Source organism: Methylocystis rosea SV97 (genome assembly GCF_000372845.1).
GTDB classification, from domain to species: domain Bacteria; phylum Pseudomonadota; class Alphaproteobacteria; order Rhizobiales; family Beijerinckiaceae; genus Methylocystis; species Methylocystis rosea.
Genome location: NZ_KB889963.1, coordinates 109,357 through 128,524, shown reverse-complemented (window position 1 = coordinate 128,524; position 19,168 = coordinate 109,357). Strand labels below are relative to the sequence as shown.

At 63.3% G+C, this 19,168-nt stretch carries 16 protein-coding genes; 11 read left to right on the top strand and 5 right to left on the bottom strand.

Features of this window, described 5'->3' with window-relative positions:
• Nucleotides 1–6 precede the first annotated feature (6 nt).
• The 7 genes from A3OO_RS0100595 (at nt 7) to A3OO_RS0100560 (ending at nt 10,359) form a co-directional block, all read left to right on the top strand.
• Nucleotides 7–1,179, top strand: a complete 1,173-nt coding sequence (locus tag A3OO_RS0100595) for a malate--CoA ligase subunit beta (RefSeq protein WP_018405889.1) — start codon at nt 7–9, stop codon at nt 1,177–1,179.
• Between the two features lie 17 nt (nt 1,180–1,196).
• A complete protein-coding gene (gene sucD / locus A3OO_RS0100590; protein ID WP_018405888.1) occupies nt 1,197–2,084 on the top strand; it encodes a succinate--CoA ligase subunit alpha in 888 nt (295 codons plus the stop codon).
• A gap of 101 nt (nt 2,085–2,185) precedes the next feature.
• Nucleotides 2,186–4,939 carry a phosphoenolpyruvate carboxylase gene (locus A3OO_RS0100580; protein WP_018405887.1) on the top strand — a complete coding sequence of 918 codons (2,754 nt, stop codon included), beginning with the start codon at nt 2,186–2,188 and terminating at the stop codon, nt 4,937–4,939.
• 22 nt (nt 4,940–4,961) lie between these two features.
• The gene (locus tag A3OO_RS0100575) at nt 4,962–5,933 is read left to right on the top strand and encodes an HpcH/HpaI aldolase/citrate lyase family protein (RefSeq protein WP_018405886.1); all 972 of its coding nucleotides are present in this window, start codon (nt 4,962–4,964) and stop codon (nt 5,931–5,933) included.
• A gap of 169 nt (nt 5,934–6,102) precedes the next feature.
• The gene (locus A3OO_RS0100570; RefSeq protein WP_018405885.1) at nt 6,103–8,232 is read left to right on the top strand and encodes a PA5441 family protein; all 2,130 of its coding nucleotides are present in this window, start codon (nt 6,103–6,105) and stop codon (nt 8,230–8,232) included.
• The gene (locus A3OO_RS0100565; protein ID WP_018405884.1) at nt 8,202–8,954 is read left to right on the top strand and encodes a DUF3142 domain-containing protein; all 753 of its coding nucleotides are present in this window, start codon (nt 8,202–8,204) and stop codon (nt 8,952–8,954) included. The genes A3OO_RS0100570 and A3OO_RS0100565 overlap by 31 nt, the downstream gene beginning before the upstream one ends.
• Nucleotides 8,955–9,084: 130 nt before the next feature.
• Nucleotides 9,085–10,359 (top strand): glycerate kinase type-2 family protein, encoded by a 1,275-nt coding sequence (locus tag A3OO_RS0100560; RefSeq protein ID WP_026222561.1) that lies wholly within the window; start codon nt 9,085–9,087, stop codon nt 10,357–10,359.
• A 1-nt stretch (nt 10,360) separates the two neighbouring features.
• On the opposite strand, the gene A3OO_RS0100555 is transcribed toward A3OO_RS0100560, so the two are convergent.
• Nucleotides 10,361–10,624, bottom strand: a complete 264-nt coding sequence (locus tag A3OO_RS0100555; protein WP_018405882.1) for a BrnA antitoxin family protein — start codon at nt 10,622–10,624, stop codon at nt 10,361–10,363.
• A complete protein-coding gene (locus tag A3OO_RS0100550) occupies nt 10,608–10,910 on the bottom strand; it encodes a BrnT family toxin (protein ID WP_018405881.1) in 303 nt (100 codons plus the stop codon). Before A3OO_RS0100550 ends, A3OO_RS0100555 begins: the two co-directional genes overlap by 17 nt.
• An 89-nt stretch (nt 10,911–10,999) precedes the next feature.
• On the opposite strand from A3OO_RS0100550, the gene A3OO_RS0100545 reads away from it, so the two are divergent.
• From A3OO_RS0100545 to A3OO_RS0100535, 3 genes are read left to right on the top strand one after another with little or no spacing between them, the layout of a single operon-like run.
• Nucleotides 11,000–11,851 (top strand): NADPH-dependent oxidoreductase, encoded by an 852-nt coding sequence (locus tag A3OO_RS0100545; protein ID WP_018405880.1) that lies wholly within the window; start codon nt 11,000–11,002, stop codon nt 11,849–11,851.
• 23 nt (nt 11,852–11,874) lie between these two features.
• Complete coding sequence (locus tag A3OO_RS0100540; RefSeq protein ID WP_018405879.1) at nt 11,875–12,582, top strand: class I SAM-dependent methyltransferase; 708 nt, start codon at nt 11,875–11,877, stop codon at nt 12,580–12,582.
• Nucleotides 12,583–12,585: 3 nt separating this feature from the next.
• Entirely contained in the window at nt 12,586–13,905 is a 1,320-nt protein-coding gene (locus A3OO_RS0100535; RefSeq protein WP_018405878.1) for an MFS transporter, read from the top strand.
• Nucleotides 13,906–14,016: 111 nt separating this feature from the next.
• Here the strand turns inward: A3OO_RS0100535 and A3OO_RS0100530 are convergent, their stop codons facing one another.
• Together A3OO_RS0100530 and A3OO_RS0100520 are read right to left on the bottom strand one after the other, a co-directional pair.
• The gene (locus A3OO_RS0100530) at nt 14,017–14,478 is read right to left on the bottom strand and encodes a pseudoazurin (RefSeq protein ID WP_018405877.1); all 462 of its coding nucleotides are present in this window, start codon (nt 14,476–14,478) and stop codon (nt 14,017–14,019) included.
• Between the two features lie 174 nt (nt 14,479–14,652).
• Nucleotides 14,653–16,464, bottom strand: coding sequence for an ABC-F family ATP-binding cassette domain-containing protein (locus tag A3OO_RS0100520; RefSeq protein WP_018405875.1), 1,812 nt, complete (start codon nt 16,462–16,464; stop codon nt 14,653–14,655).
• Nucleotides 16,465–16,564: 100 nt separating this feature from the next.
• On the opposite strand from A3OO_RS0100520, the gene A3OO_RS0100515 reads away from it, so the two are divergent.
• Complete coding sequence (locus A3OO_RS0100515; protein ID WP_018405874.1) at nt 16,565–17,224, top strand: class I SAM-dependent methyltransferase; 660 nt, start codon at nt 16,565–16,567, stop codon at nt 17,222–17,224.
• Between the two features lie 3 nt (nt 17,225–17,227).
• On the opposite strand, the gene A3OO_RS0100510 is transcribed toward A3OO_RS0100515, so the two are convergent.
• On the bottom strand, nt 17,228–18,871 hold the full coding sequence (locus tag A3OO_RS0100510) for a L,D-transpeptidase family protein (protein ID WP_018405873.1): 1,644 nt from the start codon (nt 18,869–18,871) through the stop codon (nt 17,228–17,230).
• Nucleotides 18,872–19,168 lie beyond the last annotated feature (297 nt).

Genomic DNA, 19,168 nt, shown 5'->3' with positions numbered 1-19,168 from the left:
ACTGAAATGGACGTCCACGAGTATCAGGCCAAGGAAATACTGGCGAGCCACGGCGTCGAAGTTCCGCCCGGCACCGTCGCTTTCAGCCCGGACCAGGCGGTCTATGCCGCGACGGAGCTTGGCGGCTCGCATTGGGTCGTCAAGGCGCAGATCCACGCCGGCGCGCGCGGCAAGGCGGGCGGCGTCAAGCTCTGCCGCACCTATCATGAAGTGCAGCAGGCGGCGCGCGATCTGCTCGGCAAACGGCTCGTCACGTCGCAGACCGGGCCGGAAGGCAAGCCGGTGCAGCGCGTCTATGTCGAAGTCGCCGATCCTTTCGAGCGCGAGATTTATCTCGGCTATGTTCTCGACCGCAAATTGGAGCGCGTGCGCGTCATCGCTTCGAAGCACGGCGGCATGGATATCGAAGAGATCGCCAAGAACACCCCTGACGAACTGCTCCAGGTCATCGTCGAGCCCGCCGTCGGCCTGCAGCAGTTTCAGGCGCGCGAACTCGCCTTTCAGCTCGGCCTCAATATCAAGCAGGTCTCGCGCGCGGTGAAGACGATCATGGGCGCCTATCGCGCTTTCCGCGACAATGACGCGACCATGCTCGAGATCAATCCGCTCGTCGTCACCAAGGACGATAAGGTGCTGGCGCTCGACGCGAAGATGTCCTTCGACGACAATGCGCTGTTCCGCCGTCACAATATCGTCGACATGAACGACCCCTCGCAGAGCGATCCGCGCGAGGCGCAGGCGTCGGAGCACAGCCTGAATTACATCGGTCTCGACGGCGAGATCGGCTGCATCGTCAATGGCGCCGGACTCGCCATGGCGACGATGGACATGATCAAGCACGCCGGCGGCAATCCGGCGAACTTCCTCGACGTCGGCGGCGGCGCTTCGCCGGAGCGCGTCGCGACCGCGTTCCGTCTCGTTCTGTCGGATCGACGCGTGAAAGTCGTGCTCGTCAACATCTTCGCCGGCATCAATCGTTGCGACTGGGTGGCGCAGGGCGTCGTTGACGCCGTGCGCGCCGAGAAGATCGAGGGCGTTCCGCTCGTCGTGCGCCTCGCCGGCACCAATGTCGAAGCGGGCAAGAAGATCATCGCCGAAAGCGGCATTCCGATCATCCAGGCCGACACGCTGGCCGAAGCCGCCGAGAAGGCTGTCGCCGCCTATCAGGGCGCCAAGTAAGCGCCGGAGAACGACACATGAGCATTCTCATTGACGAAAAGACGCCGATCCTGGTCCAGGGCATCACTGGCGACAAGGGCAGTTTCCACACCAAGGAGATGATCGACTACGGCAGCAATGTCGTCGCCGGCGTCACGCCCGGAAAGGGCGGTAAGACTCACCACGGCGTGCCGGTGTTCAACACCGTCCGCGACGCGGTGCGCGAAACCGGCGCGCAGGCGTCGATCACCTTCGTCGCGCCGGCTTTTTGCGCCGACGCGATCATGGAGGCCGCCGACGCCGGCGTCCGCCTGATCTGCTCGATCACCGACGGCATTCCGGCGCAGGACATGATGCGCGTGAAGCGCTACTTCCTGCGCTTTCCGAAGGATCGCAGGCCGATGCTGGTCGGCCCGAACTGCGCCGGCATTATTTCGCCGGGCAAGGCGATGCTCGGCATCATGCCTGGCCACATTTACAAGCAGGGTCCGGTGGGGCTGATCTCGCGCTCCGGCACGCTTGGCTATGAAGCGGCGTCGCAGTTGAAGGCGCTCGGCCTCGGCATATCGACCTCGGTCGGCATCGGCGGCGATCCGATCAACGGCTCGTCGTTCCTCGACCATCTGGTGCTGTTCGACAAAGATCCCGAGACCCAGGCCGTGCTCATCATCGGCGAAATCGGCGGTCCGCAGGAGGCCGAAGCCTCCGCCTGGATCAAGGAGAATTTCTCCAAGCCGGTGATCGGCTTTGTCGCCGGCCTCACGGCGCCCAAGGGCCGCCGCATGGGCCATGCCGGCGCCATCATTTCGGCGACGGGCGACAGCGCTGCGGAAAAAACCGAGATCATGAAGTCTTACGGGCTCACGGTCGCGCCGAGCCCGGCGGAATTCGGAACGACTGTCGCCAAGGTATTGCAGAGCGCTTGAGGAATGCTGCATCGGCGTCGGCGCCGTCGCGCGCCGCTGTCAGGCCGTATTTCGCGAAGCCGTTCATCCTGCGCGGCGTCGTGAGCGCCTAAGGAGTTTTGATGACCGCCGAGACCCAGACATTTAAGAGCCTGTCTTCGACCGGCCTGCCGTCTGCTTACGCGACTCGCTCGGTCACCGAAGCTTCCGACTTCCTGCGCGAGCAATTGCTCACCGTGATTCGCCGTCACACGCCGGAGATCGAGGCCGTCGTGCGCGACTCAAAGGCGGGCGCCGGTCTGGAGCCGCGTCAGATGGCGCGCGCGCTTCAGGCGCAGGGCATCCTGTTTCAGCTCGTGTCTATTGCGGAGCAGGCGTACGCCATGCGCCGACGCCGCCGGATCGAGCGCGAAAAGGGCCACGACAAGCTGCTCGGCACATTCGATTACGTCTTGTCGAGCGCCGCGGCCTCGGGCGTCGCTCCCGACGAAATACGCGCGCAATTGCAGTCGCTGCGCATCAGGCCGGTGATCACCGCCCATCCGACCGAGGCGAAGCGCGTCTCGATCCTCGAAAAGTATCGCCGCATCTATCTGCTGATGCGCGAACTCGAATCGACCCGTTGGACGGACCGCGAGCGCGAAGCGCTGGTGAAGTCGATCTATGATCAGATCGAACTTCTGTGGCTCACTGGCGAACTGCATCTCGAAAAGCCCACGGTCGACCAGGAAGTCGCCTGGGGCCAGCACTTCTTCCACGAGAGCATTTTCGATCTTGCGCCGGAGCTTCTGTCATCCTGCGAACGCGCGCTGCGACGCCACTATCCCAATGAAACATTCGAGGTCGCGCCTTTCTTCCAGTTCGGGTCCTGGATCGGCGGCGACCGCGACGGCAATCCGTTCGTGACGAACGACGTCACCCGCCGCACCATGCGCGAAAACGCTGCGGCGAGTTTGAATTATTACCGTACCCGCTTCGTCGATCTCGCGCGCATGCTGTCGATCAGCCAGCGCGCCGCCGATATCCCTCAGTCTTTCCGCGAGGAGTTGGCTGAACGCCTCGGCGCGCTGCCGGACGGCGCAGCGATCGAAGCGCGCAATCAAAATGAGCCCTACCGGCAGTTCGTGATGACGATTCTGCGCAAGCTCGACCAGACGCTGCGCGCCGTGAACGCCGAACCGGCGACAGGTCCGCGCTATGCGAGCGCCGACGAACTCATCGCCGACCTGCTGGCGCTTGAAAAGGCGCTCAATGAAGCCAAGAGCGACGCGCTCGCGACGGATCTCGTGCGTCCGTTGCGCCGCGCGGTGGAAACTTTCCGCTTCAGCACGGTGCGCCTCGACATCCGCCAGAACACGACGCGCACGACGCAGGCGCTCGAGGAGCTGTGGCGCCTGAAGACCGGCGGCGAGGCGCCGCCCGACCTCGATGCTCCCGAATGGCGCGAATGGCTGCTCGCCGAGCTTGCAAAGCCGCGGACGACGCCTCTCTCGCGCGACAAGCTTTCCGCCGATACGCGCGACGTCATCGAAATGTTCGAGGTGGTCGCCGAGATGCGGACGCAACTCGATCGGGAAGCCTTCGGCGGATTTATATTGTCGATGACGCGTTCGGCGGTCGACGTCCTCGGCGTGTATCTACTCGCCAAGGAGGCGGGGCTTTTTCTCGACGAACCCGGCGTCGAGATCCTCACGCTGCCGATCGTGCCGCTCTTCGAGACGATCGGCGATCTGCGCGCCGCGCCGGCGATCATGCGCGATCTCTTGCAGGTTCCGGTGGTGCGCCGCTCGACGCGCTGGCAGGGCAATCTGCAAGAGGTGATGATCGGCTATTCCGACTCCAACAAGGACGGCGGCTTTCTGTCGTCCAATTGGGAGCTGTTCAAAGCGCAGGCCCGCCTCAGTCAGGTCGGACGCGAGCAGGGCGTCGCCATCGCCTTCTTCCATGGGCGCGGAGGCTCAGTGTCGCGCGGCGGCGCGCCGACCGGCCATGCCATCGCGGCGCAGCCGGCGGGCTCTATTCGCGGCCGTTTTCGCGTCACCGAACAGGGCGAGGTCGTCTCGTTCAAATACGCCAATCGCGGGACTGCGGCCTATCAGATGGAGCTTTTGGCGTCCTCTGTGTTCCAGCATGCGCTGAAGTCCGAACGCGAGGAAGCGCTGGCGCCGCACGCGGAGTTCGACGAGGCGCTCGAGGAGATTTCCGGCGCCTCTTTCGCCGCATACGCCAAATTTATCGGCGATCCCGATCTTGTCGCTTACTTTCAGGCTGCAAGCCCACTTGAAGAGATTTCGCTGCTCAACATCGGGTCGCGGCCGGCGCGTCGCTTCGGCGCCAAAAGCCTGGCGGATTTGCGTGCGATCCCCTGGGTCTTCGCCTGGGCGCAGAACCGCCATTCGATCACCGGCTGGTACGGCGTCGGATCCGGTCTGAAGAATTTCGTTGACGTGCGCGGCGACCGCGGTTTCGAACTCTTGCGCCGGATGTTCGAAGATTCGCGCATGTTCCGGCTCATTATCGACGAGGTCGAGAAGACGCTCGCGCTCGTCGATCTCTCGATCGCCAAGCAGTATGCGGGTCTTGTCGCTGACGAAGCCGTGCGAACAAAAATCTTCAAGGCGATCGAAGAGGAATTTGCACTGACGCGCGAGATGGCCTTGCGCGTCACCGGCGGCGTCGAACTGGCGGAGCGCTTCAAGGAATATCAGGCGAGGCTTTCGCATCGCCTGCAGACCATCAACGAGGTCAATCGCGAGCAGGTGGCGCTGCTTCGCCGGTTCCGCGAGGCTCAAGACGAAGCGGAAAAAGAGGCCGTTAAAGTGCCTCTGCTGCTCTCGATCAGCTGCGTCGCCGCCGGCCTCGGGGCCACAGGCTAATTCAACAGGAAGGGGAAAAAATATGAGCTTCACTTTAATCGAGCAGGCCACGCCGCGTCTGCATCGTTCGGAACTCGCCGTGCCAGGCTCAGCGCCGGGCATGTTCGAGAAGGCCGCGCAGTCAAAGGCCGATCAGATCTTTTTGGATCTCGAAGACGCCGTCGCACCCGACGACAAGGAACAGGCGCGTAAGAACATCATCCAGGGCCTCAACGATATCGACTGGGGCAAGAAGGTGATGACGCTGCGCATCAACGGTCTCGACACGCAGTACTGCTATCGCGACGTCGTCGACGTTCTTGAGAACTGCCCGCGTCTCGACATCGTGCTGATCCCGAAGGTCGGGGTTCCGGCCGACGTCTACGCGATCGACATGATGATCACGCAGATCGAGCAGTACAAGAAGCGCACCAAGAAAATCGGCATCGAAATCCTGATCGAGACCGCGCTCGGCATGGCCAATGTCGAAGCCATCGCGCAGTCGTCCAAGCGCCTTGAGGCGATGTCCTTCGGCGTCGCCGACTATGCGGCGTCAACCCGCGCCCGCACCACCGTCATCGGCGGCGTCAATCCTGATTACGGCGTGCTGACCGACAAGGACGAGAGCGGCAATCGCGAATATTACTGGGCCGATCAGTGGCATGCGGCGCAGACGCGCATGATGGTCGCGTGCCGCGCTTACGGCCTGCGTCCGATCGACGGTCCCTTCGGCGACTTCGGCGATCCGGACGGCTATATCGCCGCCGCCAAGCGCGCCGCGGTGCTCGGCTATGAGGGCAAGTGGGCCATCCATCCCTCGCAGATCGAACTCGCCAATCAGGTCTTCACGCCGTCCGACGCCGAGGTCACGAAGGCGCGCCGCATTCTCGACGCGATGACCCAGGCCGCCAAGGAAGGCAAGGGCGCCGTTTCTCTCGACGGCCGCCTGATCGACATCGCCTCGATCCGTATGGCCGAGGCGCTGATCGAAAAGGCCAACGCGATGGCGGCGTAAGCCGCAGCCCGCCAAAGAGCGGGGCATATAAGGGGCGAGGGACGGCGTGACGCCACCCTCGCCCTATTTTTGAAGCGTCAAAATTCGTCTTGATTTATTTTCAACAGACGCGCGCGATCCGGTAGGAAGCCGTCTGACGCAGCTTGCCGGCCACGTTCAGGGAACCGCCATGCGCCAGCTTTTTTCGACTCTCGCATCGCTCATGCTGCTGTGTTCCGCGAGCCAGGCGTTCGCTTGCGCCGGCGATGGTCTCGGCCGCGCCGGATGGAAGCTGGATCACAAGGACTTTTCCAATCGCGACAATTTGCCGTTCCTCAGTCCGGGCAATGACAGCCGCGTCAACGCGCAGTTCCTGATGATGGATGCGCGGCCTTGGCCCGTCGACGCGCGAAAGGACGAGGTGAAACTCGACATCTATCCCGACTATTTCGTGCTTTTCGCGCGTGACGCTTTTAACGACGCCTTCGCGCGAAACTCCTGCGATTATGCGGGCCGGCCCGTCAAAGACGTGACGACGACGCCGAGCGACTTCTTTGACGAGGGCACGCGATGCGTCTCTGCTCAAAGCGGCGAGGACGCCTTTATTCAGGCTGTGCAGGCCGAAAAGGCTCTAAGCGAAGCTGAGCGCGCTGCGCTCATCCGTTCACGCAAGGAACTAACGACGGCCTGCCAGGGAAAGGATGCGGCGCCCACCGCCTCAAAGGCTTATGTCGCGGGTGCCGACGCATCGGCGGCCGCGCGCGAATTCGCCGCTTATCTTGCCGGCGCGGAGTCGTTTTACGGCGGCGCATTCGACGCTGCGCTCACAGCTTTTCGCAGCCTCGCGAAAGCGCAGAATGTGTGGGTGCGCGAGAGCGCACGCTACATGATCGCCCGCACGCTTCTGAACAAGGCGTCGGTCGGCGCGTTCGCCGAATTGGATGGCGCGCCCGAGCCAAAAGTGTCGGATCGCGAATCGCTGAAAGCGGCGGAATCCGAATTCAAATCCTATCTCGCCGACTATCCGCACGGTCGCTACGTTGCGTCGGCGCGCGGCCTGTTACGTCGCGTCTATTGGCTCGCTGGCGACCGGTCTCAGGCCGCGACTGAGTATGCGTGGCAGCTGAGGCATGCGCGCGATCCGGACGCCAATCTGCGCAGTTCGGATCTCGCCGCTGAAATCGACTCGAAACTCGGTCTCGACTCAAAAGATGTTCATGACGCAAATCTTCTCGCGATCGACGATTTGACGATGATGCGGCCCACCGATGCGTCGCAGAAGAAGTTCTCGGCGGCCGATCTCGACGCGCAGGCGCGAGACTTCGTGGGCCATGAGGCGCTGTTCGCCTTTCTGAAGGCGGCGGGCGCCTACTATGTCGACGGGAACTATGCGACGGCATTGAAGTTGTTGGGCGATGCGACGCCCGGGCCGTTGTCGCCCCCCTATCTCGGTTTCAGCCGCGAAGTTCTTCGCGGTCAGGCGCTGATGGCGTCGGGGCAGTATGCGGCGGCGATCGACCACTGGAGGCGGCTGCTGCCGCTCGCTACGCAGCCCTGGCAGAAAGAGGTGGTCGAACTCGGCCTCGCGCTGAGCTGGGAACGCTCCGGAGAGGTCAACAAAGTCTTCTTGAAGGACACGCAACTGTCGTCGCCGCGGATTCGTTCGATGCTGCTGCGATATGTTGCAGGTCCGATCCTGCTGCGGATGGCCGTCGCGGACCCGGACTCGGCTGAGGAGCGCAAGCTTGCGCGCTTCGTGCTTCTTCTCAAAGAGGCGACGCACGGCCAGTATGCGGGCTTCCTTCGGGATTATTCTGCGGAGGGACTGGCGAAGGACGACGCCGACACCGCACGGCCCGGGCAATATCCCAATTACCAATCCAGCGTCTTGCTGTGGAGCGGCGGCGCCGACAAGGGCTACGCTTGTCCAGACCTCAAGTCGATTGTCGGCGAACTCGCCGCCAATCCTCAGGACCCGCACGCCATGTTGTGCTTTGGCGACTTTATCCGCATGAACAGTCTCGATGGCTTTGAGGCGTCCCGGCCGGCGCCCGACGAACTTGGCGGCGGCAAATCCATATTTCCCGGCGAACCCTATGCGCGTGGCGAGGTCTATAAGAAGCTCATCGGCTCGCCCGCGACGCCTGCGCGCGACCGGGCTTATGCGCTCTACCGCGCGATCAATTGCTACGCGCCGGCGAACAACAACACTTGCGGCGGCAAGGACGTCGAGAAGGCGCAGCGCAAAGCCTGGTATGACCAGCTCAAGGCGCAATATGGCGCGACGACATGGGCGAAAAGCCTGAGATTTTACTGGTGACGATGTTGCGGCGTGTCGCCGCCGCCTGTCTTCTCGCTGTTGGCGTCATTTGGACAGCGGCGGCCGACACGATTGTGCGCGCGGCGGATTACGACGCCTATTGGCTATGGGCCGGCGTGCGCGCGCGTCCCGAACTCGTTTCCGCCAAGACCATCTATCTGCTTCAGGCCGAGATCGGACCCGATGATTCAGGCGAGATGCGCGTAAAGGCGCAGGGCGCCACCGAGCCGAGCCCTCATCCGCAAGCATTATGGCTGGTCTATCGCGTGCGCAGCATCGACTGGACGCCCGCGATTTTTGCCGCGGTCAAGCGTCGGCTTGCCGAGTGGCGCGCCAAGTCGGACAAGGTCATCGGCGTTCAGATCGACTTTGACGCCGCGACGCGTGGCCTGACCACATACGCGGCCTTCCTTGCAGAGCTACGCCAGACATTGCCGGCGGATTGCGCGCTCGGCGTTAGCGGCCTGATGGACTGGGCCTCTCAGGCCACGCCGGAAGACATTGACAGACTCGGTCGGAGCGTCGACGAGGTCGTGTTTCAGACCTATCGCGGCCGCGCCACCGTCGACCATATCGACGATTACCTGGCGCGCGTCGGACGTGTCCATACGCCTTTCCGGCTCGGCCTCGCGGAGGGCGCCGTCTGGTCGCCGCCGGAAACGCTGGCGCGTCACCCATATTTTCGCGGCTATGTCGTGTTTTTGCGTAATCCATCGCAATGAGCGAGTCGCGGCGCGCGACTCCGCGCCCGGTTGACGGGCGCTTGAGATGCTGAAAAGACAGCGCCGACGGTTGTCGCAGCTCCGCGGCGCTAACCGAACGAATTGCCAAAAGAACAAGGTAAAATGCGCGATGTCCGACGATTTCCGCACCCTCCTTCGCGCCATGTTTGACGCCGCCGTCGGCGCTGCGTCGCCAACGGTCTGCCTGCCGCCCTATCTCGCGAAAATCGCGCCGCCGAAGGGCCGCACCATCGTCGTCGGCGCGGGCAAGGCGGCCGCCTCCATGGCGGCGGCGGTGGAGGCGCATTGGCAAGGCCCGCTCGAAGGGCTTGTCGTGACGCGCTACGAGCATGGCGCGCCGACAAAACACATCGAGGTGATCGAAGCGTCGCACCCGGTGCCTGACGCGGCCGGACGCGAGGCGGCCAAGCGCATTTTGCAGAAGGTACAGGGGCTTTCGCAAGACGATCTCGTTCTCGCGCTGATTTCCGGCGGCGGCTCGGCGCTGATGGCGCTGCCGGCCGAGGGCGTCACGCTCGAGGAAAAGCAGGCGGTGAACAAGGCGCTGTTGAAGAGCGGCGCGAACATCTCCGAGATGAATTGCGTGCGTAAGCATCTCTCCGCCATCAAGGGCGGACGTCTCGCGCGCGCCGCGGCGCCGGCGCAGGTCGTCGCGTTGATGATTTCCGATGTGCCGAATGACGATCTTTCGGTGATCGCCTCCGGCCCCACGGTCCCCGATCCGACCACGCGCGAAGATGCGCTCGCCGTCATCGCCAAATATAAGATCGACGCGCCGGCGGCGGTGCTCGCGCATCTGCAAAAGAGCGAATGCGAAACGCCCAAGCCCGGCGACGCCATCTTTGAGAAAGTGCAGAACATTCTCATCGCCACGCCGCAAGGCTCGCTCGACGCGGCTGCGGGCGTGGCGAAAGCGGCGGGCTTCACGCCCTGCATTCTGGGCGACCTTGAGGGCGAGTCGCGGGACGTGGCGCTCGTCCACGCCGGCATCGCGAAACAGATCGCGCTTCACGGTCAGCCCTTCGCGCCGCCCGTCGCCATCATCTCGGGCGGCGAGACGACCGTCACCGTGCGCGGCAAGGGACGGGGCGGACGTGACGCGGAGTTCTTGCTCGGACTGACGCTCGCGCTCGAAGGCTTCGGCGGCATGTCGGCGATCGCTTGCGACACCGACGGCATCGACGGCAGCGAAGACAACGCCGGCGCGATCATGACGGCGGATTCATTCGAGCGCGCGAAAAAGGCGGGCGTCGATCTGAAGGCGCATTTCGCCAACAATGACGCCTACACGGCATTCGAAAAGCTCGGCGATCTCATCGTAACCAAGCCGACGCGCACCAACGTCAATGACTTCCGCGCGATCCTGGTGCCGAAGCGGGTGTAAATCAGCGAACTTTCTCGGCAAGCCAGATTTTTATCAGCGACTGATAGGGCACGTCGCGCTTATTGGCCGCGATCTTGATCTGCTCGAGCAGACTGACCGGGAGCCGTAGGGAAATCGAGGTTGTCGACGGTTTGAGATTCGGCATTCGAACGCGCTTCGCCTTGCTCCAGTCGACATGTTCCGCGGAGTCGTGACTTTCCCAATAAGCACGTTCGTCTGCTTCGGTTGCGAACGTCGGCGGCGGAGTCTTAGTCGTCTTGCTCATAGCGTTGTCGTTCCTTGCGACTCATATCGCGGGCGGAGATAACTCGAATGCGCGTCCCGTTGGAGCGCAGCGTGAATGTGACATGCAGCAATCGAGATGCGTCCGTTCGACCGAGGGCGTGATAGCGTGGCTCGCTCTCGTTGTGAGCTAAGTCGTCCGTCACGATCAGCGGATCATTGGCAAACATCTGCTCAGCCTCCGCTTGGCTCACGTCGTGCTTTTCGACGCTCTTGCGCGCGTTGCCGTGATCCCATTCGAAACCGGCGACATGCTCGAAATTGACCATTTGTGTATATTTCCATAATATACATCAGAGTCAACAAAGCGACAGGGCGGAATGTTGCGCCAGCAGAGCAACCCGCCTAAAGGAAGCCCATGAACAAGCCTTTGAGCCCGCAACCATTCGATCCGCGCGGCGCGGCGGCGATGTTTGAGCGCTATCGCCGCGACGATTCGCCAAAGCCCAAGCAGTGGAACGACACGCTCGATCTCATTGTGGCGCATCGTTCACATCGGAATTTCCTGCCCGAGCCGCTGCCGGAAGGCGCGCTGGAGATCATCGTCGCGGCCGCGCAGTCGGCGTCGACATCGTCGAATCTGCAAGTCTGGAGCGTCGTCGCGGTGCAGGACGAGGCGCGCAAGACCCGTCTCGCCGATCTTGCCGGCGGCCAGAAGCACGTCCATCACGCCCCGCTGTTTCTCGTCTGGCTCTGCGATCTCGCGCGGCTCGAAAATCTCGGGCGCGAGAAAGGGCGTGATGGCGCCGGACTCTCGTATTTCGAATTGTTCCTGACCGGCGTGGTCGACGCCGCGCTCGCCGCGCAGAACGCGGTCAGCGCACTTGAATCGATCGGCCTGGGCTGCTGCTATATCGGCGCGATGCGCAACAAGCCGGAAGAGGTCGCCAAGGAATTGAATCTGCCGCCGAACGTCTTCGCCGTCTTCGGCATGGTCGTCGGCGTTCCCGATCCGGCCGCCAACGCCGCCGTCAAGCCTCGTCTGGGTCAAGGAGCGGTGCTTCATCAGGAGCAATATGAATGGGGCGACGCGCAGCGCGAGGCGATCGAAACGCTCGATGAAAAGTTCAAGGAATTCCAAAAGGAGCAGGGGCTGCCCGATCAGGGGTGGATTCGTCAGGCGCTGTCGCGCGTGCGCGGTCCGGATGCGTTGAGCGGTCGCGACCGCATTCGCGAAGCCCTCAACGCGCTTGGCTTCGCTCTTAAGTGAATCGACGAGAAAAAGGCTGGCTTATGAACGCCGATGTAAAGAGCGCATACTCAGGCGAGATTTTCGATCTCTGGGACACCTATGAGAAGGTCGTCGTCAAAGATTTCATGTTTCACGCGGCGCTCGGGGAAGAGGTCGAGCGCGCCTTGCGCGAGCGCTTCGAGGGGCGCGCCTTCTCTCTGCTCGATCTCGGCTGTGGCGATGCGCATGTCTTTGCGCCGATTCTGCGCCGCATCCCGCCGGCAAGCTACAAGGGGATTGATCTTTCTGACACCGCGCTCGCGCTCGCAGCCGAAAATCTGAAATCTCTGCCATGCCCCGTGCAGCTCGCGCACAGCGACATGCTGTCGGCTCTTTCCGAGGGCGTCTCCTATGATGTCCTCCACAGCAGTTTCGTTCTGCATCACCTGGCGACCGAGGATAAAGCCGAGTTCTTCCGCCGCGCATCGCGCGCGCTCGCGCCGGGCGGCCTGCTGTTGCTGGTCGATACGATGCGCGAGGAAGACGAAACGCGCGACGACTATCTGAGGCATTATTTCGCTTGGATCGAGAAGGATTGGACCGGCCTTTCGCGAGCTGAGAAGGACGCGATTTTCGATCATGTCTCGACAAGCGACTATCCGGAGCCATTGTCGCTTCTGGAACAGCAGGCGCGCGCGGCAGGTCTTAAGCGCTTGCCCGGCGATGTTCCGCATCGCTGGCACCATCTCATGCGCTTTGAGCGGGCTTAACTAATGTCGGATGCGGCGGTCGCAGCGCCCCCCAAGCTCGGCGCGCCGCATGAAACCGTCGACGCCGACCGCGTCGTCGCGAAAGTGGCGCGGCGACTGATTCCGTTTCTCGTCACCGCTTTTATCGTCGCCTATCTCGACCGCGTGAACATCGGCTTCGCCGCCCTGACAATGAATGCCGAACTTGGCTTCACGCCGGAATTCTTCGGCTGGGCCGCCGGGGTTTTCTTTATCGGCTATTGCCTGTTCGAAGCGCCGAGCAACTACGTCATGCATCGCGTCGGCGCGCGCCTGTGGATTGCGCGCATCATGGTGAGTTGGGGCCTTGTTTCGGCGCTCACCGCCTTCATCTGGAGCGAGGCGAGCTTCGTTGTATTGCGTCTGTTGCTCGGCGTGATGGAAGCCGGTTTCGCGCCGGGCGTCATTCTCTACCTCACCTATTGGATTCCCGCCGCCCAGCGCGCGCGCGTTCTCGCCAGCTTCCTGATTGCGGTTCCTCTCGCCAGTGCGATCGGATCGCCGATCTCGGGATTCATCCTCGCCTCGCTGAACGGCGTCGGCGGGATCAGCGGCTGGCGCTGGCTGTTCCTGATGGAGGCGTTGCCTTCGATCATTCTCGGGGTCTTCTGTTTTTTCTATCTGCCTGACGGACCTCAGTCCGCGAAATGGCTCACGTCCGGCGAAAAAGCGTCGTTGCGCGCCGTGCTCGAACGCGAGGCGGGGCGGGATCATGGCGACCATTGGCGCGCGCTCAAGGACGTGCGCATTCTGATTCTCGGCGTCGCCTATTTCGGGATCGTCATCGCGCTCTACGGCTTGAGCTTCTGGCTCCCGCAAATCATCAAGGCTTTCGGATTTGGCGTCATCGCCACGAGTTTGCTGGCGTCCATTCCCTATATTTGCGCCGCGCTCGCGATGTGGGCCTGGAGCCGCAGCTCCGACCGGCGCCGTGAGACCGTACGCCATACGGCGCTCGCCGGCGTCGTCGGCGCAATCGGACTGGCCTGCGCCGCCTACGCGCCGACGCCGTTGCTATCGATGATCGCGCTGTCCGTCGCCGCCGTCGGCGCGGTCGCGGCGCTGCCGACCTTCTGGAGCTTCACGACGCTGGCGCTCGGAACGGGCGACGCCGTGGTTGGCGTCGCGGTGATCAATTCGATCGGCAATATCTCGGGTTTTGCCGGGCCTTATCTCGTCGGTCTGGTCAAAGGCGCGACGGGCGAATTTTCTGACGCGCTGCTCGCGCTCGCCCTGGGACCGCTGATCGCGGCTTTGCTGATTCTCCGCATCGGCGGGGTCAGCCTTCGATTTCGTCGCGCCTGATGTCTCGTTCCAGCCATTTTTCGGCTCCGGAGAGAGGCTTTCGCCGCGGCGAAAGCCTCTCTCGTTGCGGCTGATTGGACGTTCGCCAACGCCGCATTTAGGCGCGAAGACTCAGAGGCTCCCCAGAAGTTTCGTCATGACCTCGCCGGCCTTGCCGGGCAGCTTCGCCTGCTTGGCGGCGTCGAGATTGGTCGGCTCTCCGACGATGACAACGCCGACCATTCCCAGCGTGTAGTGCGGATCGCAACGGAAGCCATAGACGCCGGGCGTGGACAGCGTGATCGCCAATTCCTCATTGATCTTGCCGCGGAACGGCTCCGCGCCCGAAGGGAGCAACTCCTTTATCGTGACGGCGTTATGCCCCTTATCGGCCGCGACGAATTTAATCGTGTCGCCCGGTTTGATCCGCACGACCTCCGGCTCGAACACCATGTAACGGTCCGCGCCCTTGTTGAGCATTTTGATCTCGACGGTTTCGCCCGCCATCGAAGAGCGCGACCATCCGATGAGGATCGCAAGAGCCAAAGCGGTTGCGCCGAAACGGCGGCCGAAGGTGAGATATGCGCGTGTCACGAAGCTTTCTCCCTGGAACTATTATTAGTTGACGCGCCAATGCAAATTTCTGTGCAACGGCGCTTCTCTTGGAAGAGAGCCCGACATCTAGCTATGCTGTTTTCGATCATCAATAACGAGCGGCAAAACTTCGCATGGAAGACTTCCATTGTGCTGCTGCAGAGCGGAATTCTTCTAGTTTGACCGCTCTTCCTCGCGCTTGATTTCGAGCGCGAGCCACTCATCTTCCGCCTTGGCGATGTCGGCTTGAAGCACGGCGAATGCTTCGCTCGCCTTTGCGAATTTGGCCGGATCGCGCGCATAGAGCTCCGGGTCATCAAGCAGTCTCTGCAATTTCGCGCATTGTTCCCGCAACGCGTCGATCTTGCCGGGCAGGGTCGCGAGCGCATGCTGCTCCTTGAAGGAGAGCTTCTGCCGTATCGCCGCCTTCACGCGCGGTGCGGGCTTTTCTTTCGTCTCCCGCGCCGAGGCGAACGCGCCTCGCGTCTCCACGCCCTTGCCGCGCTGAGCGACCATGTCGCTATAGCCGCCGGCATATTCAATCCAGCGGCCGTCGCCATCGCTCATCAAAACGCTCGTCGCGACGCGATCGAGAAAATCGCGATCATGGCTGACGACGATCAGCGTGCCGGGATAATCGGCGAGCATTTCCTCTAAGAGATCGAGCGTTTCGAGATCGAGGTCGTTCGTTGGTTCGTCGAGCGCGAGGAGATTCGACGGCTTCGCCAGCGCCCGCGCAAGCAGCAAGCGTCCGCGTTCGCCGCCCGAAAGCCTCCCAATGGGCGTGCGCGCCTGTTCCGGCTTGAACAGGAAATCCTTCATGTAGCCGATGACGTGACGCCGCTCGCCATTGATCTCGATCGTGTCGGAGCCGCCGCCGGTCAGCGCGTCCTGCAAGGTGGTTCCCGGATCGAGACTCGCGCGGCTTTGCTCGAGAGTCGCCATTTCGAGATTGGCGCCTAATCGCACCTTGCCGCTGTCGGGCGCGAGCGCGCCGGTCAGCAGGTTGACGAGCGTCGTTTTGCCGGCGCCGTTCGCGCCGATGATTCCGATGCGGTCGCCCCGCAGAATGCGCGTCGTGAAATTTTCGACGATGACGCGTTCGCCGTAGGACTTGCCGATCTTGATCGCCTCGATGACCAGCTTGCCGGACAGCTGCGCTTCGCTGGCTTCAAGTTTCACGTCGCCGGTCGGCATGACGCGATCGCGGCGCTCCGCGCGCAGATGATGCAGGCCCCCGAGTCGCTTCATATTGCGCTTGCGCCGTCCCGAAACGCCGTGGCGCAGCCAATGTTCTTCGGCGACGATCTTGCGCTCCAACTTGTGCTGCTGCTTTTCCTCTTCCTCCAATTCGCGGTCGCGCCAGGCCTCGAACTCCTTGAAGCCGCGCGCTAGATGGCGCGTGCTGCCGCGGTCGATCCAAAGCGTTTCACGGGTCAGATCCTGAAGAAAGCGGCGGTCGTGGCTGATGAGCACGAGCGCGGACCGCAACGTCGCGAGCCTTTCTTCGAGCCACAGGATCGTTGGCAGATCGAGGTGGTTCGTCGGCTCGTCGAGCAGCAGAATGTCGGGCTCGGGCGCGAGAACGCGGGCGAGCGCCGCCCGCCGCGCTTCGCCGCCCGAGAGGCGCCGGGGGTTTTCGTCCCCCTCGAGCCCCAGATCGTTGAGCAGGGTTCTGGCGACGTGAGGATCGTCGAGCGGCCCGAGGCCAGCTTCGACATAGGCGAGAGCCGTGGCGAAGCCGGAAAAGTCCGGCTCCTGCGGCAGATAGCGCAGCGATGCGCCGGGCTGCAGGAAACGCACGCCGGCATCCGGCTCGATTTCGCCGGCCGCGATCTTGAGCAGCGTCGATTTGCCCGAGCCGTTGCGGCCGACGACGCATAGCCGGGCGCCTGTCGCAACGGCGAAATCGACGCCTTCCAGCAGCGGCTTCCCGCCGAGCGTGAGCATGACGCCCTGGAGGGCGAGGAGGGGCGGAGGGGCCATTGGAAGCTTAGCAGCGTCTTATGAACATGAGATAAGCTTCTTCCACGCAGGCGGGCCGGTTGTCACCCCCGAAGCCGCCGATAGTTCCGGAGCGAGAGCGATGCCGATCACCACCGAGCAAATTCACGCCGGACAGGCGGTCTACACGCCGAACATGCTCGCGATTTACGATGTGCTGGTGCTCGGCCTGTCCAATCGCTGGATCTGGAAATGTCCGACTCCGCGGCTGCTCGCCCATTACGATCAACACATAAGCGGCAATCATCTCGATGTCGGCGTCGGCACCGGCTATTTTCTCGATCGCTGCAGGTTTCCCACTCCGACGCCGCGCGTCGCGCTGATGGATTTAAACCGCGATGCGCTGCAATTCTCGGCGCGGCGCATCGCCCGCTACGAGCCGGAGACCTATGTGCGCAATGTGCTGGAGACGATCGACTTTGACGGCGCCAAATTCGACTCGCTCGGCGTCAATTATCTTCTGCATTGCCTGCCGGGCGACATGGCGTCAAAGGCGCGCGCGTTCGATTTCCTGTCGCCCGTAATGTCTCCAGGCGCTGTCGTTTTCGGCTCGACGCTGCTGCAGGGCGGCGTGGCGCGCAGCTTCGCGGCGCAGAGGCTGATGGCGTTCTACAATTCCAAGGGTATATTCTCGAATACGCAGGACGATTTGGCGACGCTGACGCGCGAACTCGAAAAGCGCTTCAGCGCGGTCCGCGTCGAAACGGTCGGCTGCGCCGCGCTGTTTTCCGCGACGGTGTAAGGTTCAGGCGCCTAGCCCCAAAGCCTTCCGCACCCGCGCCGAATAGCCGTAGAGATCAGGGCGCAGCACGATTCGCCCGCCTTCATCGACATAGGCGGTGAAATATTCGATGTGGATCGGCAGCGGCTTGGCGAGATTGATGTAGCGCTCCGAGCCGCCGATCAGTCGGCGAACGCGGCTCTCCGACCAGCCGCTGCCGGGGCCGAGCACGGCTTCGGCGAACGCGAACGGCGCATCGACGCGCATGCAGCCATGACTGAAGGCGCGATGTGATGCGGAGAACAGGTTGCGCGACGGCGTATCGTGCAGATAGACCGAGAAATCGTTCGGGAACATGAATTTGATGCGCCCAAGCGCGTTGCGCTCGCCGGGGGGCTGGCGCACCACGAGCTTGCCGCCGCGATAGGACACGTTGAAGCCGCTCGCCGCGATGGCGGCGACGTCGCCATTCGCCTTCGGCAGCATCTCCTTGTTCAGGATCGACGGCGGCACGTTCCAATACGGATTGACGATGAGGTACTGCAGCGCGTTGGAGAAGATCGGCGTCGGCGTCGCCTCTTTGCCGACGATGACGCGCGTGCGATGCGTCACCTCGCCGTTGCGCACGACGGCGAGTTCGAAATCGGGAATATTCACCTCGACCCGTTCTTCGCCGAGGTCGCGCGGCAGCCAGCGCCACCGCTCCATATTGGCGATGATTTCGGCTTCGACTCGCGAGGTTGAAGCTTTGGCGAGCCCGGCGGCGCGACGCCGCTTGGACTTGCTTGCGGGCGGCAGGACGTCGCTCTGGGTGACGTTCCCAGTGGCTGCGGCGTAAAGTCCGTCAGAGGCCGGCGCGCTGGCGCGCTGCGTTCTCAGCTCGATGAGTTTTTCGCGCAGCTGCTGATAGCCATAATGCGTGGGATTATAGGCCTGCAGCGCATCGCCGGCGGTCGCGCCGGCGCCGGCGACTTCGGCCACGGCCAGCGCTGGATCGGGGAGGGTCGTTTTCGCCCCGACGAGTCGCGAGATGCGTTCAGGTTCGATCCGGGCGCCTCGCGCCTGCAGCGCATAGGCGGCGATGGCCTCCGACAGAGCGAGTTCGTCCGCCGCCGAGGGCGCCGCCTTCTCTGCGTCGGGCGCGGCATAGGCGCGAAGATCCAGCCCGTCGTCGGCGGCGAGCGCGAGGCGCGCGAGCGCGGCCCGAGCCGAAGCGCGCCATTCTCCATTCTCGATCCAGAAAGGCGCGAGATCTCGAGCGGCGTAGGCGGTGGCCAGAGTGGCGCGCAGACGATGGCGTTCAGGGCCGAGAGCCGCGCCGCCGGACGTCGTCCAGGCGTCGAGCGCCACGGCGAGATCGCGCTTCTCTTCAGGCTGAAGGCTCCAGGCAAGGTCCAGCGGGTCCGGTTTTACAGGCTCGGCGCGCAGCTCGACGTCGAGCAAAACCGCGGCGGGCGCGGCGTCCGCGACGGCGAAGTTCGGATTGTCCAAGGCCGCGCGCGTCGGGACGCGCACCACGTCAAACAGCGCGACCAGCGGCGGCGGGTCGAACAGTTCGGCGCGGCGCGGCGGATACTGCGCCGCGACCGCCGGAGCGGCGAACGCCGACAGGGTCGCAGCCGCGAGCGCGGCGCGGAGAAGTCGCTTGGCTTTTTCGCCAGCGGTCATAGCGGTTCCTTGCGCAAAATCCCGTCGCGGCGAGATCTGCGGCGCCTTTCCAGTCAAGATATGGGTGGAGCGCCGCCGCGCGGCAATCCTCCATTGCTTCGCCGGAACAGTAACGCGCGCCGTGAGGCTTGTGAATCGGCGCGAGGCGGCGCGCCCGGCTCACGATCCGAAAAAGCCGGACTGTGGCGGCGACGCCACAACGGCCCGGCCTCCGAATCCAGGTTAGCGAGGCGTACTCACCGCGTCACGGCCGCGCTTGTCGCGGCCATCCCCGCGACGACACGATGCAATTGTGAG